The sequence below is a fragment of the Alterluteimonas muca genome, from assembly GCF_021191595.1.
In the GTDB taxonomy this organism is placed as follows: Bacteria; Pseudomonadota; Gammaproteobacteria; order Xanthomonadales; family Xanthomonadaceae; genus Luteimonas; species Luteimonas muca.
The window spans coordinates 88977-105285 of sequence record NZ_JAIWPS010000006.1 but is presented as its reverse complement, the minus strand read 5'-3'; the positions used below and the strand labels follow the sequence as shown (position 1 = coordinate 105285).

Genomic DNA, 16309 nt, shown 5'->3' with positions numbered 1-16309 from the left:
TGTCGTTCATGCGCAGGCATGACGGGGCAGGGCCAGGGTGGCGTGGTGGCGCGCCTGCGCGTCCGCCTCGCGTGCGGCCTCCAGCGAGGCGATCTCGACCGGGGGCAACGCCGCGAGCGCGGATTCGACGATGGCGGGAATGCTCAGGAAACCGATGCGGCCCTGAAGGAAGGCTGAAACCGCCACCTCGTTGGCGGCGTTGAGCACCGCCGGTGCCGAGCCGCCGGCATCCAGCGCCTCGCGCGCCAGGCGCAGGCAGGCGAACGTGTCCATGTCGGGCGCCTCGAAGTCCAGCCGGCCGTGGGCGATGAGGTCGAGCGCGGGCACGCCGGACGGGATGCGTTCGGGCCATGCGAAGCCGACCGCGAGCGCGGTGCGCATGTCGGGCAGGCCCAGCTGGGCGATCGTGGAGCCGTCGGTGTATTCCACCAGCGCGTGCACCAGGCTCTGCGGATGCACGACCACGCCGATGCGTCCGTTGCCGAGCCCGAACAGGTGGTGGGCCTCGATCACCTCGAGACCCTTGTTCATCAGCGTCGCCGAATCGACCGAGATCTTGGGGCCCATCGACCACTTCGGATGCGCCACCGCCTGTGCCGGGGTGATCGATGCAAGTGAAGCGCGGTCGCGGCCACGGAACGGCCCGCCCGACGCGGTCAGCACCAGGCGCTGGACGCCGGCACCGACCCGGCCATCGGGCAGGCACTGGAACAGCGCATTGTGTTCGCTGTCGATCGGCAGGATGCAGGCGCCCGACTCGCGTGCCGTGGCCATCACCAGGTCACCGGCCATCACCAGCGATTCCTTGTTGGCCAGCAGTAGCCGCTTGCCGGCGCGTGCCGCGGCAAGCGTCGAATCGAGCCCGGCGGCGCCGACGATCGCCGCGACCACACTGTCACAGGCGTCACCGGCCGCCAGCGCGCACAGCGCCTCGTCGCCCGCGTGTGCCTCTGTCGCGAGGCCGGCCGCGCGCAGGCCGTCGCGCAGCGCGCCGTACAGGGCGGGCTCGCCGATGACCGCGTGCGCCGGATGGTGCTGCACGCATAGCGCGACCAGCGCGTCGACGTTGCGGCCGGCGGCCAGCACGCTGGCCGACAGGCGCTGCGGATGGCGGGCGATGACGTCGAGCGCGGATCCGCCGATGGAACCGGTCGCGCCGAGGACCGCGACGCGCTGCGGCTTCATCGCGTCGCCGTACGCGTGGACGGGGTGCTGCGCACGCTCAGAACCCCAGCCAGATCTGGCCGATGGCGAACACCGGCAGCGCGGCGATGACGCCATCGACGCGGTCGAGCAGGCCGCCGTGGCCGGGGATCAGGTTGCCGGAATCCTTCATGCCGACCTGGCGTTTGAGCAGGCTCTCGAACAGGTCGCCGACCACTGAGAACAGCACCGCGATCAGCGCCACCAGCACCACCGCCCACAGCTGCGTGGCCGGCGTGCCCAGCAGCAGGGCGCCGGCCAGCGCCACGACCAGGCCGGCGAGCAGGCCACCCAGCAGCCCTTCCACGGTCTTGTTGGGGCTGATGCGCGGTGCCAGCTTGTGCCGCCCGAACTTCCTGCCGGCGAAGTAGGCGCCGGAATCGGCGGCCCAGACGATCATCAGTGCCACCAGCAACCAGCCGGCGCCTGCCGGCTCGCCGGCGTGGATCAGCCCGAGCGCGGCCCAGGCCGGAATGATCGCGGCGGTGCCGGCGGCGAGCTTGAGGATGCGCGCGCTGCCGGAGCCGGCCGTGCCGAATTCGAAACGGCGCAGCCAGGCCATCGCCACCAGCCACCAGCCGATGCCCGCCACGCACAGCAGCTTCAGCAGTACCAGCGACCTGCCGGGGTCGTTGGCCGATGCCCAGACCACCGCGACCATCAGCAGCAGGTTGGCCAGCAGCAGTACGCCACGCGCCGTGGTGTCCTCCACTTCGGCCAGCCGGTACCACTCCCACAGTGCGCCCAGGAACAGCACCGCGGCGAGCGCGGCCATCCAGGGGGTGGGAAGCAGCAGGACCGCGGCGATCGCCAGGGGCGCCATCACCAGTGCGGCGAGCACGCGGGTTCGGGTCATGCGTCTAAGGTATCCGTGTCGTGTGGGGCGGTGGGTGCGACCTGGGCGCTGGTGAGCCCGAAGCGCCGCTCGCGGGCGGCGTAGTCGGCCAACGCACGGTCGAGCACGGCCGCATCGAGGTCGGGCCACAGGGTATCGGTGAACCACAGTTCGGTATAGGCCAGCTGCCACAGCAGGAAGTTGCTGATGCGCAGGTCGCCGCCGGTGCGGATGAAGAGATCCGGCGGCGGCAGCTCGGCCAGCGCGACACGCGTACCCAGCAGCTGCTCGTCGATGTCCTCGGGGCGCAGCCGGCCGGCGGCGACGTCGTGCGCCAATGCGCGCGCGGCCGCGGCGATGTCCTGGCGGCCGCCATAGCTCACCGCGATGTTGAGCGCGAGACGCGAATGGCGCCCCGTGCGCGCTTCGGCCGTGGCCATGCGCGCCTGCAGCGGCGGCGCGAAACGGCTGCGTTCGCCGATGAAGCGGATGCGGATGCCGCGGCGGTCGAGCTCGTCGATCTCGCGGTCGAGCGCACCCATGAACAGCTTCATCAGCGCGCCGACTTCGTCCTCGGGCCGCCCCCAGTTCTCGCTGGAGAACGCGAACAGGGTGAGCGCGCCGATGCCACGTTCGACGCACCAGTCGATGCAGAGGTTGACCGCGCGTGCGCCGGCGCGGTGGCCGATCGCACGCGGCCGCCTGCGCCGCGCAGCCCAGCGGCCGTTGCCGTCCATGATGATCGCCAGGTGCCGTGGCACCGCGTCGACATCCCTGGCGCCGGCGACGGCCGGATCACGTGGATCCGGACGCGCGGGCGGGGGCCGGGCGTCAGCCGGCGCTGGTGTGTGTCCGATCACAACCCGCGACTGACCGGTCCTCAGACCGCCATCAGCTCCTGTTCCTTGGCCTTGACCACTTCGTCGACGTCCTTGATCGCCTTGTCGGTGAGCTTCTGGATCTCGTCTTCGCTGCGGCGCTCGTCGTCCTCGGAGATCAGCTTCTCCTTGAGGAGTTCCTTGACCTGCTGGTTGGCATCGCGGCGGATGTTGCGGATCGCGACCTTCGCGTCCTCACCCTCGCTGTGCACGACCTTGGACAGCTCGCGGCGACGCTCCTCGGTCAGGGCCGGCAGGTTCAGGCGGATGGTGGTGCCGGCGGTGTTGGGCGTCAGCCCGAGATCGGAGGCGAGGATCGCCTTCTCGACCGCGGCGACCATCGGCTTTTCCCACGGAGTGATCGTGAGCGAGCGTGCATCGCTCACCGACACGCTGGCCACCTGAGACAGCGGCATGTCGGAGCCGTAGTAGTTGACCTTCAGGTGCTCGACCAGCGCGGTCGAGGCACGGCCGGTACGGACCTTGACCAGCGTGTGGCGGAGCGCCTCGACGCTCTTGGCCATGCGGGTCTGGGTGTCTTTCTTGATATCGTCGAGCATCGCCGGCTCCAGCTGCGGTCGGGAACCGCGGGATTATACGTGCACCGCGCGGTGCGACGCTGCCCGCCGGGCCGGCGTGCGATCAGCGGCCGGTGACCAGGGTGCCGATCGCCTCGCCGCGCAGGATGCGCAGCAGCACGCCCGGCTGGCCCATGTCGAACACCCGCATCGGCAGGCTGCTGTCGCGGGCCAGCGCGAACGCCGCGGTATCCATGACCTCCAGGCCGCGCGAGATCACCTCGTCGTAGCTGAGCTGCTCGAAGCGCACCGCGTCGGCGTGCTTCTTCGGATCCTTGTCGTACACGCCATCGACCTTGGTCGCCTTCAGCAGCAGGTCGGCGCCGATCTCGATCGCGCGCAGCGCGGCGCCGGAATCGGTGGTGAAGAACGGGCTGCCGACACCGGCGGCGAAGATCACCAGACGGCCCTTCTCGAGATGGCGGATCGCGCGGCGGCGGATGTAGTCCTCGCAGACGTCGTTGATCTTGATCGCGCTCATCACCCGCGCCTTGGCGCCGAGCTTCTCCAGCGCGTCCTGCATCGCCAGTGCGTTGATCACGGTGGCGAGCATGCCCATCTGGTCGCCGGTGACGCGGTCCATGCCGCTGGCGGCGAGCCCGGCACCGCGGAAGATGTTGCCGCCGCCGATGACCAGCGCGACTTCGGCGCCGGCGTGCTGGGCCTCGATCACCTCGCGTGCGAGGCGGCCGATGACCTTGGGGTCGATGCCGTAATCCTCGTCGCCCATCAGGGCCTCGCCGGACAGTTTGAGCAGGACGCGGCGATAGGCGAGTGTGGACATGCGGGCCTCGGGGATGGGTAAACCGCCGGGATTCTAGCCGATCGCCCGTTCGCCGCGCCGTCGCGCGCTATGCACAATCCGGCGGGTACGCCGCGCGCGGCTGCATCGCCACCTGGTTGCGGCCTTCGCGCTTGGCCCCGTACAGCGCTTCGTCGGCGGCGGCGAGCATCGCGTGTGCATCGATGAACCGCGCGTCCTCGCCATGGGTTGCAAGGCCCGCCGAGAAGGTGATGTGGATCGGCGTACCGTCGACCGTGGCCAGTGGCATCCCGGCGATGTCGGCGAGGATGCGCTCGAGGATCTGCCTGCCGCGTTCGGCGCCACAGCGGCGCAGCACCACCAGGAACTCCTCGCCGCCGTAACGCGCGAGCAGGTCGCTGGCGCGCAGCATCCGCGTCAGCGTCTGGCTGAATTCACGCAGCACGGTGTCGCCGACGAGATGGCCGTAGCGATCGTTGACCAGCTTGAAGTCGTCGAGGTCGATGAAGGCGATCGACAGCGGCTCGCGGCGGCGCTCGGCCTCCTCGAACGCCTGCTGCAGGACATCCTCGAGCTGGCGGCGGTTGTAGGCGCCGGTCAATGGATCGCGCCGCACCAGGTCGTCGAGCTCACGCGTGCGCGCCTTGAGGCGCGTGGCCTCGCGCACCGCTTCCTGCAGGTCCTCGCGTTCGAGCAGGTGGCGGATCATCGCCAGTTCGCGGCCCTGTTGTTCGATCTCGCGCGCCTGTTCCTCGCGTTCGATGCGCATGTCGAACAGCGCCGACATCTCCGGCGCCAGCGCCGTCAACCGCTCCAGCAGCGTCTCGATATCGATCGGCTCCAGTTCCAGCGCCGTAGCCACCCGGGCGAGCTGCCCACCGGCATGCTCGTCGCCGGACTGCACCCAGACATCGGCGAGCAGGCCCGCGGCCACCACGCAGCCCAGGGTGCGGTCGCCGGTCTCGACGGTCTCGCTGCCGCGGATCATCCTCTGCAGGTACGCCGACAGGCCCCAGCGGCCGGCGAGCCAGGCGCCGACTTCGGTGTGGTCGCCGCCGAGGTGGTCGCGTTCGACCTCCAGCCGCTCGCGCCCCTGCAGTGGCACCTGCGGGAGTTCCGCGTAGCGCTCGGGCATGGCGTGGAGCAGGGCGAGGATGCCGATGTCCTGCAGCAGCGCGCCGAGCATCAGCTCTTCCGGGCGTTCGAGCTGCAGCCGCTCCGCCAGCAGGCGCGCCGCCATCGCCGCGAGCGCGCTGCGCTGCCAGACGCGTTCATGCATGCCGGCCAGTGCATGGTCGGGCTGCAGCGTGCGGGCGACCACGAACCCCAGCGCCAGGCTGAGCGCGGCGTTGAGCCCGAGCAGTGCCAGTGCCTGCGAGAGGGTATCCACGCGCCGGCGATGCGCGCTCGCGTACAGCGGCGAATTTGCGATGCGCAGCAGGCGCGCGCTCAGCGCCGGATCCAGCGCGATCGCCTCGGCAGCCACGGCGAGGTCGGTTGCCGGATCCTCCGCCAGTTCGATCATGCGCAGCGCAACGCCCGGAAGCGTGGGCAGCGTCCGGCAGTGCGAGAGCAGGGAAACCAGTTCGGGGTGCATGGCGGCGATCGGTATGCGTCGACGGCCTTATCGGCGCGTGCCGGCGAACCTTTAGCGCGCAGGTGATGGGCGTCACGCCAGTGGACGGCGGTTGTTCATGCAGACGGGTGCATGCCAGGGCCGACGCAGGCCTGCCATATCCTGCGGGCGTCCCTTGAGAAGACGCGCCTGTGGTGCCACGGAGTCCGGGCACACGGCGGAAGCTTGCAACCCCCGACTTCCGCCATGGCCAGGTGCGAACCAAAGAAAAAGCCGCGGAGGTCCGCGGCTTTTTCCGGTACAGCGCGAAGCGTGACGCGTCAGGCCAGGCCGGCCTGCTTCATCACTTCGGCGGCGTAGTCCTCAACCACCTTCTCGATGCCTTCGCCCACGGCCAGGCGCTGGAAGCCGACGACTTCGGCGCCGGCGGCCTTGAGCACCTGCTCGACGGTCTTGTCGGTGTCGAGCACGTACGGCTGGCCCGCCAGGGTCACCTCGTTGACGATCTTGGCGATCTTGCCGCTGATGATCTTCTCGAGGATCTCGGCCGGCTTGGCCTTGTCCTTCTCGGACATCTTCGCCAGCTCGATTTCCTTTTCCTTGGCGACGAAGTCGGCCGGCACGTCGGCGGCGTTGTTGTACGGCGGGTTCATCGCGGCCACGTGCATCGCCAGGCCGCGGGCGAGGTCGGCGTCACCGCCCTTGACCTCGACCAGCACGCCGATGCGGCCACCGTGCACGTAGGCGGCGATGTTGTTGCCGCTGTCCACGCGCGCCATGCGGCGCACCTGCACGTTCTCGCCGACCTTGGCGATCAGCGCGGCGCGGGCTTCCTCGACGGTCTCGCCGGAGGCGAGCTTCGCGGCCTTGAGCGACTCGACATCGGTGCCGTCGATCGCCAGCGCGGCAGCGGCCACGGCGTCGGTGAAGGCGAGGAAGTTCTCGTCCTTGGCCACGAAATCGGTCTCGGAGTTGACCTCGACCAGCACGGCACGGCCGTCCGCCTGGGCGGTGGCCACGCGGCCTTCCGCGGCAACGCGGCTGGCCTTCTTGTCGGCCTTGGCCAGGCCGGACTTGCGCAGCGCCTCGGCGGCTGCGTCGACGTCGCCATTGGCTTCGGTGAGTGCCTTCTTGCACTCCATCATGCCGGCGCCGGTGCGCTCGCGCAGTTCCTTGACCAGGCTTGCGGTGATTTCCATCGGATACCTCGGAGATAGCGGAATGGGGTCGCGGGACGGAACAGCCGTCCCGGTACGGCGCGGCCCGAAGGCCGCGTCGCGGGCCGCCGCGGGTGGCGGCGGCGTGCCTGGGCAGCCTTACTCGGCAGCCGGAGCCGGAGCCGGAGCGGCCGCTTCTTCGGCCTCGTCGGCCTTCTTGCCCTTGCGCGCGCCCGGCTTGCGGCCACGGCCTTCGCCACCCTCGGCGAACTCTTCCTCGCGCACGCTGGCGGCGGACGGTGCGGCGGCCTTGCCCTCGAGCACGGCGTCGGCGGCGGCGCTGGCGTACAGCTGCACGGCGCGGATGGCGTCGTCATTGCCCGGGATGGCGTAGTCGACCAGCTCCGGGTTGTAGTTGGTGTCGACCACCGCGATCACCGGGATGCCGAGCTTCTTGGCTTCCTTGATCGCGATGTCCTCATGGCCGATGTCGACCACGAACAGCGCGTCGGGCAGGCGCGCCATGTCCTTGATGCCGCCCAGCGAGGCCAGCAGCTTCTCGCGCTCGCGACGCAGGCCCAGCACTTCGTGCTTGACCAGCTTCTCGAAGGTGCCGTCGGTCTCGGCGGCTTCCAGCTCCTTCAGGCGCGACACCGACTTCTTCACGGTGGCGAAGTTGGTCAGCGTGCCGCCCAGCCAGCGCTGGGTCATGTACGGCATGCCGCAACGCTCGGCCTCTTCCCTGATCGCGTCGCGCGCGCTGCGCTTGGTGCCGACGAACAGGATGATGCCGCGCTTCTGCGCGATGCCCGAGATGAAGTTCATCGCGTCGTTGAACAGCGGAACCGTCTTCTCGAGGTTGATGATGTGGATCTTGCCGCGGGCGCCGAAGATGTACTGCGACATCTTGGGGTTCCAGTAGCGGGTCTGGTGGCCGAAGTGGACGCCGGCCTCCAGCATCTGGCGCATGGTGATCTGGGGCATTGCGGGTGACTCCAGTGATGGAACCGCCGCCCGGGCATGTGGTGGGCGGGCGCAGGGCAGGGCCGAGCGCGATGGTTCCGGGGTTGGTCCTCCCCGCCGCCTCCGTGGCCGACGACATGCGGACCGGGGCCTGGGCTCCGGCGGCACGCGCACCCCGGCACGGGGGGTTGCAGCGGGTGTGTATTTGCCGGTGACGTCCGGCATCGACGGACCGGCCCGGGCGGGCAGGTCAGCCGGCGATCATACGCCCCGGGTCGGGGGCGGGCAAGTTGCGGGTGGTCGCCGACCGCACGCGGCACCCGTGGCGGGGAGCCGCCGCCCGGGAGGCAGCGCGCCGCGCGATCGGGGATAATGCCGTGATGGCCATCAACCTGAAGACTCCCCAAGACATCGAGAAGATGCGCGAGGCCGGCCGCCTGGCCGCCGAGGTGCTGCATATGGTCGCCCCGTACGTGAAGCCGGGCGTGACCACCGAGGAACTCGACCGCATCTGCCACGACCATATCGTCCAGGTGCAGGGCGCGGTGCCGGCGAACGTCGGCTACCGCGGCTACCCGCGTGCCACCTGCATCTCCGCCAACAACGTCATCTGCCACGGCATTCCGGGCGACAAGGTCCTCAAGGACGGCGACATCATCAATATCGACGTCACGGTCATCAAGGACGGCTGGCACGGCGACACCAGCCGCATGTACTACGTCGGTACGCCATCGGTGATGGCGCGCCGCCTGGTCGAGGTGACCCGCCAGGCGCTGTTCGAGGGCATCCGTGCGGTGCGTCCGGGCGCCACGCTCGGCGATGTCGGCCACGCCATCCAGACCTGTGCGGAGTCCGAGCGCTTCAGCGTGGTGCGCGAGTACTGCGGGCACGGCATCGGCAAGGTCTACCACGACGAGCCGCAGGTGCTGCACTACGGCCGCCCGGGCGAGGGCCTGGTGCTGGAGGAAGGCATGACCTTCACCATCGAACCGATGATCAACGAGGGCGCGCGCCATACCCGCGTGCTGCCGGATGGCTGGACCGTGGTAACAAAGGACCGCAAGCTCTCGGCGCAGTGGGAACACACCGTCGCCGTGACCGCTGACGGGTTCGACATCCTGACCCGCCTGCCGGGCGACGACAACGACGCGTTCCTGTAGGCGTCGATACCGATGCACACCGTCGGGCCACGCTGCCGCTCCCGCCATCGGCTGCCGCAATACGCGGCGCCAGTGGCGATCCGGCGGCGCTGACGATGGCCACCATGCCGCCGCCCCCCGGAGCGGAGCGCGAGTCCACGAGTGATGCGGCGTGGGCTGCCGAGGCCCGCGCCGCGCTCGCCGACCACGATGCCCAGCTCGCCGCGCGCTTCGACGACGGCGAGGACGTCGACCGCCTGCTTGCCGCCCGCGCCACCGCGGTCGACGGCTGGGTGCGCCAGGCATGGGCGCGCTGCGTGCCTGCGGATGCGCCGCTGGCGCTGTTCGCGGTCGGCGGCTACGGCCGCGGCGAGCTGTTCCCGCATTCCGACATCGACGTGCTGGCGCTCGCCGGCGAGGGCGCCGGGGCGCCGCATGCCGACGCCCTTGGCCGGCTGTTCGCGCTGCTCTGGGATGCCGGCCTGAAGGTGGGCCACGCGGTGCGTACCGCGGGCGAATGCACCTGCGAGGCCGACGCCGACCTGACCGTGCAGACCAACCTCCAGGATGCGCGCCCGTTGCTGGCCAGCCAGCAGGACGTGCGCACGCTGGCACAGGCCATCGCCCCCGAGCGCACCGGCTGGACCGCGCAGCGCTACTTCGACGGCAAGCGCGAGGAGCAGGCCCGTCGCCACGCGCGCTTCGGCGACACCGCCGACAACCTCGAGCCGAACCTCAAGGACGGTCCGGGCGGCCTGCGCGACATCCAGACCCTGCGCTGGATGGCGCGCGCGGTGTTCGGCGTGCACGGCTTCGAGCAGCTGATCGCGCTCGGCCAGCTCGGCGTCGACGAACTGGCCACCCTGGAGCGCGAACGCCAGGCGCTGTCGCGGTTGCGCTTCGGCCTGCACCTGGTGGCCGGCAAGGCCGAGGAGCGCCTGCGCTTCGACCACCAGAAGGCGCTCGCCGCCCGGCTCGACCACGTCGGGGAAGCCGACAACGCACTGGTCGAGCAGATGATGCAGGGCTTCTACCGCAGTGCCGCGGTGGTGCTGCGCATCAACGATCGCCTGCTGCAGCGCTTCGAGGAACATATCGAGGGCGAGGGCGAGCTGGTGGTGCTGGATGCGGCCTTCGTGTCGCGCCGCGGCTATCTTGCCGCGCGCGACGAGGTGTGGCCGCGCGCGGATATCGGTGCCGTGTTCGACCTGTTCGCCGCCTGGGCGGCGCAACCCGATCTGCGCGGACTGCACTCGCAGACCGCGCGCGCACTGGCCGAGTCCCTGCATGCATTGCCGTCGTGGCGCGACGCCACGGCCGCAGAACGCCTGCGTTTCCTGGAGTTGCTGCGCGGGCCGGTGCCGGTGCGCACGCTCGAGCGCATGGCGCGCCTGGGCGTGCTCGGCACCTGGATCCCCGAGTTCGCGCGGGTGACCGGGCGCATGCAGTTCGACCTGTTCCACGTCTACACCGTGGACCAGCACACGCTGGCGGTGCTGCGCAACATCGCGAGTTTCGCCGACGAGGCCGAGGACGCGCGCTTTTCCGGCGCACACGGGGTCTGGCCGGCGCTGCGCAAGCCCGAGCTGCTGCTGCTGGCCGGGCTGTTCCACGACATTGCCAAGGGCCGTGGCGGCGACCATTCCGAACTGGGCGCCGTGGATGCGCGCGAATTCTGCGAGGGCCACGGCCTGGCGGATGCCGACACCGCGCTGGTCGAGTGGCTGGTGCGCCAGCACCTGCTGATGTCGACAGTGGCGCAGAAGCACGACATCTCCGACCCGGTGGTGATCCACCGCTTCGCCAGCGAGGTCGCCGACCGCGAGCGGCTGGACTATCTGTACCTGCTGACCTGCGCGGATATCGCCGGCACCTCGCCGCGCCTGTGGAACGCCTGGAAGGACCGCCTGCTGACCGACCTGCGCACCGCCACCCGGCTGGCACTGCGGCGCGGGCTGGAGAATCCGGTCGCGGCCGCGCAGCGCACCGCGGAAACCCGCGACCAGGCGCGCGGGTTGCTGGCCGCACGCGGCGTGGACGATGCCGATGCGCTGTTTGCACGGATGCCGGAAGAGGCCTTCCTGCGCGGTCGTGCCGACCAGGTCGCCTGGCAGGCGCTGTCGCTGCGCGCCGCTGCTGCCGGTGACACCGTCGTGCGCGTGCGCAGGCTGGCCGAGGGCGTGCCTGCACTCGAGGTGTTCGTGCACTCGCCCGATCGCGATGGCCTGTTCACCGCGATCGCGATCACCCTCGACCGCAGCGGCCTGGCAATCCAGCAGGCGCGTGCGCTGGACGGCCCGGCCGGCACGATCTTCGACGTGTTCCACGTACTGCCGTCCGATCCGCGCCATATGCCCGACCCGCAGGCGATCGAGCGCAAGCTCGCCAGCGTGCTTGCCGGCTCGCTCGACGTGCATCCGGCGCGCCGCACCCAGCCGCGCCATCTGCGGCATTTCCGCGTGGTGCCGCAGATCGGCTTCGACGACAGCGCCGACGGCCGCCACACCATCTTCAGCCTGGTGGCCACCGACCGCCCGGGCCTGCTCGCCGATGTCGCCCATGTGCTGCGCAGCCAGCGCATGCGGGTGCACGATGCCCGCATCGCCACCTTCGGCGAGCGCGTCGAGGACGTGTTCCGGCTGAGCGACCGCCACAACCAGCCACTCGACGGGCCCGCGCGCGATGCACTGCGCGAGGCGCTGCTCGCGACCCTGGATGCCGGCTGAGCAATCGCCGGCGTCTTCACCGCACTACGTACGGATCCCCCGATGACCCTGCCCACGTTCAACACCGACCCCGCCGCCGTGACGGTCCTGCACACCACCATCGACAGCGCGTTCGACCGCCGCGGCACGCTGACCCCCGAGGAGATGGACGGCGCCGTGCGTCCGGCCGTCGAGCAGACCATGGTCGGGCTGGAAAGCGGCGAGCTGCGCGTGGCAGAGCCCGACGGCCGCGGCGGCTGGCAGGTCAACGAGTGGGTGAAGAAGGCGGTGCTGCTGTATTTCCGCATCAACGAGATGGCCATGGTGGAGGCCGACCCCGCGCCGTACTGGGACAAGGTGGAGGCACGGTTCGCCGATTACGACGAGACCATGTTCCGCGAAGCCGGTGTGCGGGTGGTGCCCGGGGCCTATGTGCGGCGCGGCAGCCATGTCGCACGCGACGTGGTGCTGATGCCGAGCTTCGTCAACATCGGCGCGTACGTGGGCGAGGGCACGATGGTCGACACCTGGGCCACGGTGGGGTCCTGCGCGCAGGTCGGCAGGCACTGCCACATCTCCGGCGGCGCCGGCATCGGCGGCGTGCTGGAGCCGTTGCAGGCGGCGCCGACCATCATCGAGGACCACTGCTTCATCGGGGCGCGCTCGGAGGTGGTGGAGGGCGTCGTGGTCGGCCACCACAGCGTGATCGGCATGGGCGTGTTCCTCGGCCAGTCGACGCGCATCTACAACCGCGCCACCCGCGAGGTGAGCTACGGCTACGTGCCGCCGGGCAGCGTGGTGGTGGCGGGTTCGCTGCCGGCAGAGGACGGCAGTCATTCGCTGTACTGCGCGGTGATCGTCAAGCAGGTCGACGAGCGCACCCGCGCCAAGACCAGCGTCAACGACCTGCTGCGCGGACTGGCGGGCTGAGCATGGCGACCACGCTGTATGGCCTGAAGAACTGCGACACCTGCAAAAAGGCACGCAAGTGGCTGGATCGCTTCGGCGTTGCCCATGGGTTCGTCGATTACCGCGACACCCCGCAGCCGCCCGACGTGCTGGCCGGCTGGGCGCAACAGGCCGGTGGCTGGGACGCGCTGGTCAACCGCTCGTCCACCACCTGGCGCACGCTGCCTGCCAACCGCAAGGCGCCCGGCAGCGACGCCGAATGGAAGCTGCTGCTGCGTGAATATCCGCAGCTGATCCGACGGCCGGTGGTGGTCACCGATGACGGCGTGGTCACCCAGGGCTTTACCGACAACGGCTTCAAGAAACGCTTCGGCGTGGGCTGAGCGACCCGCGATGTCCGACGTCCTCGACCTCACCTGCGGACTGATCGCGCGTCCCTCGGTGACACCGGATGACGCCGGTTGCCAGAGCATGCTTGCCGATCGTCTGGCCCGCGCAGGCTTTGCCTGCGAGCACCTGCGCTTCGGTGCCGTCGACAACCTCTGGGCCACCCATGGCAGCGGTGGGCCGGTGCTGGTGCTGCTGGGCCATACCGACGTGGTGCCGCCCGGCCCGCGCGAGGCGTGGACCAGCGATCCGTTCGTGCCGGAGATCCGCGATGGCGTGCTGTACGGGCGCGGGGCCGCCGACATGAAGAGTGGCGTGGCCGCCTTCGTGGTGGCCGCCGAGCGTTTCGTCGCAGCACACCCCGATCACCCCGGGACGCTGGCCCTGCTGCTGACCTCCGACGAGGAAGGCGACGCCATCGACGGCGTACGCCGGGTGGCCGAACACTTCCGCCAGCGTGGCCAGCGCATCGACTGGTGCATCACCGGCGAACCGTCGTCCACGATGGTGCTCGGCGACCTGCTGCGGGTCGGTCGCCGCGGGTCGCTGTCGGCGACGCTCACCGTGCGCGGCGTGCAGGGGCACGTGGCCTATCCGCAGCTGGCGCGCAATCCCGTGCACGAGGCGATGCCGCTGCTGGCCGAACTCACCGCGCGTACGTGGGATGACGGCTACGAGAGCTTTCCGCCGACCAGCCTGCAGGTCAGCAACATCCATGCCGGCACCGGGGCGACCAACGTGGTGCCGGGCACGCTCGAGGTGCAGTTCAACCTGCGCTACAACCCGCACTGGACCGCCGACCGGCTGATCGAGGCCATCGAGGCGATGTGCCTGCGCCACGGGCTGGACCACGCGCTGTCCTGGCACCGCAGCGGCGAACCCTTCCATACCCCGGAGGGTCCCCTGCGCGCGGCCGCGCGCGAGGTGCTGGCGGCATTCGCCGGCGCGGCGCCGGAGGAGAGCACCGGCGGCGGCACTTCGGATGCGCGCTTCATTGCGCCGCTTGGCGCGCAGTGCATCGAGGTAGGCCCGGTCAACGCCAGCATCCACAAGGTCGACGAGCACGTGCGGGTGGCGGATCTCGAAGCGCTGCCGGGGCTGTACCTCGCGATCATCGAGCGGCTGCTGGCGGCCAACGCTGGCGTTTGAGGAGGTGGACGGTTGCCGTTGAAACCGTTGCGGCGCGCACCCGTGCGCTGTAGCGTCGGCCCATGTCCCGCCATGGCCACAACCGCAATCCCAACGGCAACGTCGCGCGCGCGAACAATCGCACGTGGCCGACGCGGGATCGTGGACCGGCGTAGCAGGACAGGCCCCGCCAGGACGCCGGAACCCGCATCGGCCGATGCGGGTTTTTTTATGGCCGCGATACCGATGGCCTGCGGTCCCGGCGGATTGCGTTGCTTCCAACCTGAGGCGGGGGACTTCCATATGTGTTCGATCTTCGGCGTGTTCGACCTGCAACCCGGCGACGACCTCGCCAGCCTGCGCCGGGAGGCCCTGGAGTGTTCCCTGCGGCAGCGCCATCGCGGCCCGGACTGGAGCGGCGTGCACGTCGACGCCGGTGCGATCCTGGTCCACGAGCGGCTGGCCATCGTCGATCCGGCCGGCGGCGCGCAGCCGCTGCGGTCGGAGGACGGCGCGCTGGTGCTCGCGGTCAATGGCGAGATCTACAACCACCAGGCGCTGCGGACGGACCTGGGCGACCGCTACGCCTTCCAGAGCGGTTCCGATTGCGAGGTCATCAACGCCCTGTATCGCGAGGAGGCGCCGGAGGTGTTCCTCGAGCGCCTCAACGGCATCTTCGCGTTCGCGCTGTGGGACCGTGCCGCCAGCCGCGTGCTGATCGCGCGTGACCCGATGGGCGTGGTGCCGCTGTACTGGGGCCACGACCGCGAGGGACGCCTGCGCGTGGCCTCCGAGATGAAGGCGCTTGCCGGCAGCTGCGCCGACGTCGCCCAGTTCCCGCCCGGGCACTGCTACGACAGCGCCACCGGCGCGCTGACCCGCTACTACCGGCCGGGCTGGCGCGACTACGCCGCCGTCGAGGGGGAGCCGGTGTCGCTGACCGGGCTGCGGGAGGCCTTCGAGGCCGCCGTGCACCGCCAGCTGATGACCGACGTGCCGTACGGCGTGTTGCTGTCGGGTGGGCTGGATTCGTCGCTGGTCGCCGCCGTCGCCGCGCGCTACGCACGCCATCGCATCGAGGATGGCGACCGCAGCGAAGCCTGGTGGCCGCGCCTGCATTCGTTCGCGATCGGGCTGAAAGGGTCGCCGGACCTTGCCGCGGCCGAGGTTGCCGCCAGGGCGCTGGGCACCGTGCACCACGGATTCGAATACAGCTTCGAGGAAGGCCTGGATGCCCTGCCGGAGGTGATCCGCCATATCGAGACCTACGACGTCACCACCATCCGCGCCTCCACCCCGATGTTCCTGCTGGCACGGCGGATCAAGGCGATGGGGGTGAAGATGGTGCTGTCGGGCGAGGGCAGCGACGAGGTGTTCGGCGGTTACCTGTATTTCCACAAGGCACCGGATGCGCGCGAGTTCCACGACGAGCTGGTGCGCAAGCTCGATGGACTGCACAACTACGACTGCCTGCGTGCCAACAAGTCGATGATGGCCTGGGGCGTCGAGCCGCGCGTGCCCTTCCTCGACCGTGAATTCCTCGATGTCGCGATGCGCATCGATGCGCGCCACAAGATGGTCGAGAAGGGGTCCTCGGGCCCGCAACGGATGGAGAAGGGCGTGCTGCGCCAGGCCTTCGAGGGCTGGCTGCCCGACGAGATCCTCTGGCGGCAGAAAGAGCAGTTCAGCGATGGCGTCGGCTATGGCTGGATCGACGGTCTCAAGGCCTGTGCCGGCACCCGGGTCAGCGACCGCGAACTCGCCGCCGCGGCGCGGCGCTTCCCGCACAACCCGCCGCAGACGAAGGAGGCGTACTGGTATCGCTGCCTGTTCGAGCAGCAGTTTCCCGGCGCCGCGGCGGCGGAAACGGTGCCCGGCGGCAAGTCCATCGCGTGTTCGTCGCCGGCGGCGATTGCATGGGACGCGTCGTTCGCCAATGCCGCCGATCCCTCCGGTCGCGCGGTTGCGGGCGTGCACAACGATGCGGTCGTGGTTGATCCGCAGCCGTCGCCGGTGATCGCGGCCTGACGCTGGCATGGGCCGGAGAACCCGGCCCATGCAGTGTGGCAGCACCGCCGTGCGCGATGG

General features: G+C 70.2%; 14 protein-coding genes. 6 read left to right on the top strand and 8 right to left on the bottom strand.

Annotated elements, in window-relative coordinates; translation table 11 throughout:
* Positions 1-6: 6 nt before the first annotated feature.
* The 8 genes from dxr to rpsB form a co-directional block, all read right to left on the bottom strand.
* Complete coding sequence (gene dxr, locus LDO11_RS09750; RefSeq protein WP_232141372.1) at positions 7-1185, bottom strand: 1-deoxy-D-xylulose-5-phosphate reductoisomerase; 1179 nt, start codon at positions 1183-1185, stop codon at positions 7-9.
* A gap of 37 nt (positions 1186-1222) precedes the next feature.
* Positions 1223-2059: a phosphatidate cytidylyltransferase gene (locus LDO11_RS09745; RefSeq protein WP_232141371.1), complete on the bottom strand. Its 837-nt coding sequence runs from the start codon at positions 2057-2059 to the stop codon at positions 1223-1225.
* A complete protein-coding gene (gene uppS / locus LDO11_RS09740) occupies positions 2056-2799 on the bottom strand; it encodes a polyprenyl diphosphate synthase (RefSeq protein ID WP_343226121.1) in 744 nt (247 codons plus the stop codon). Before uppS ends, LDO11_RS09745 begins: the two co-directional genes overlap by 4 nt.
* 119 nt (positions 2800-2918) lie before the next feature.
* A complete protein-coding gene (gene frr / locus LDO11_RS09735; RefSeq protein ID WP_129135581.1) occupies positions 2919-3476 on the bottom strand; it encodes a ribosome recycling factor in 558 nt (185 codons plus the stop codon).
* Positions 3477-3558: 82 nt separating this feature from the next.
* Complete coding sequence (gene pyrH / locus LDO11_RS09730; RefSeq protein ID WP_129135582.1) at positions 3559-4278, bottom strand: UMP kinase; 720 nt, start codon at positions 4276-4278, stop codon at positions 3559-3561.
* A gap of 67 nt (positions 4279-4345) precedes the next feature.
* Positions 4346-5854 (bottom strand): GGDEF domain-containing protein, encoded by a 1509-nt coding sequence (locus LDO11_RS09725; RefSeq protein ID WP_232141370.1) that lies wholly within the window; start codon positions 5852-5854, stop codon positions 4346-4348.
* A gap of 299 nt (positions 5855-6153) precedes the next feature.
* Positions 6154-7032 (bottom strand): translation elongation factor Ts, encoded by an 879-nt coding sequence (gene tsf, locus LDO11_RS09720; protein WP_129135584.1) that lies wholly within the window; start codon positions 7030-7032, stop codon positions 6154-6156.
* A 117-nt stretch (positions 7033-7149) separates the two neighbouring features.
* Positions 7150-7974 (bottom strand): 30S ribosomal protein S2, encoded by an 825-nt coding sequence (gene rpsB, locus LDO11_RS09715; protein ID WP_232141369.1) that lies wholly within the window; start codon positions 7972-7974, stop codon positions 7150-7152.
* A gap of 359 nt (positions 7975-8333) precedes the next feature.
* Between rpsB and map the strand changes: the two genes are divergently transcribed.
* The 6 genes from map (at position 8334) to asnB (ending at position 16249) form a co-directional block, all read left to right on the top strand.
* On the top strand, positions 8334-9113 hold the full coding sequence (gene map / locus LDO11_RS09710) for a type I methionyl aminopeptidase (protein ID WP_232141368.1): 780 nt from the start codon (positions 8334-8336) through the stop codon (positions 9111-9113).
* Between the two features lie 95 nt (positions 9114-9208).
* Positions 9209-11818: a [protein-PII] uridylyltransferase gene (gene glnD, locus LDO11_RS09705; protein ID WP_435574628.1), complete on the top strand. Its 2610-nt coding sequence runs from the start codon at positions 9209-9211 to the stop codon at positions 11816-11818.
* Positions 11819-11860: 42 nt separating this feature from the next.
* Positions 11861-12727, top strand: coding sequence for a 2,3,4,5-tetrahydropyridine-2,6-dicarboxylate N-succinyltransferase (dapD, locus tag LDO11_RS09700; protein ID WP_232141366.1), 867 nt, complete (start codon positions 11861-11863; stop codon positions 12725-12727).
* Between the two features lie 2 nt (positions 12728-12729).
* On the top strand, positions 12730-13089 hold the full coding sequence (locus tag LDO11_RS09695; protein WP_232141365.1) for a Spx/MgsR family RNA polymerase-binding regulatory protein: 360 nt from the start codon (positions 12730-12732) through the stop codon (positions 13087-13089).
* Between the two features lie 10 nt (positions 13090-13099).
* Positions 13100-14242 carry a succinyl-diaminopimelate desuccinylase gene (gene dapE, locus LDO11_RS09690; protein WP_232141364.1) on the top strand — a complete coding sequence of 381 codons (1143 nt, stop codon included), beginning with the start codon at positions 13100-13102 and terminating at the stop codon, positions 14240-14242.
* Between the two features lie 282 nt (positions 14243-14524).
* Positions 14525-16249 carry an asparagine synthase B gene (gene asnB / locus LDO11_RS09685; protein WP_232141363.1) on the top strand — a complete coding sequence of 575 codons (1725 nt, stop codon included), beginning with the start codon at positions 14525-14527 and terminating at the stop codon, positions 16247-16249.
* Positions 16250-16309 lie beyond the last annotated feature (60 nt).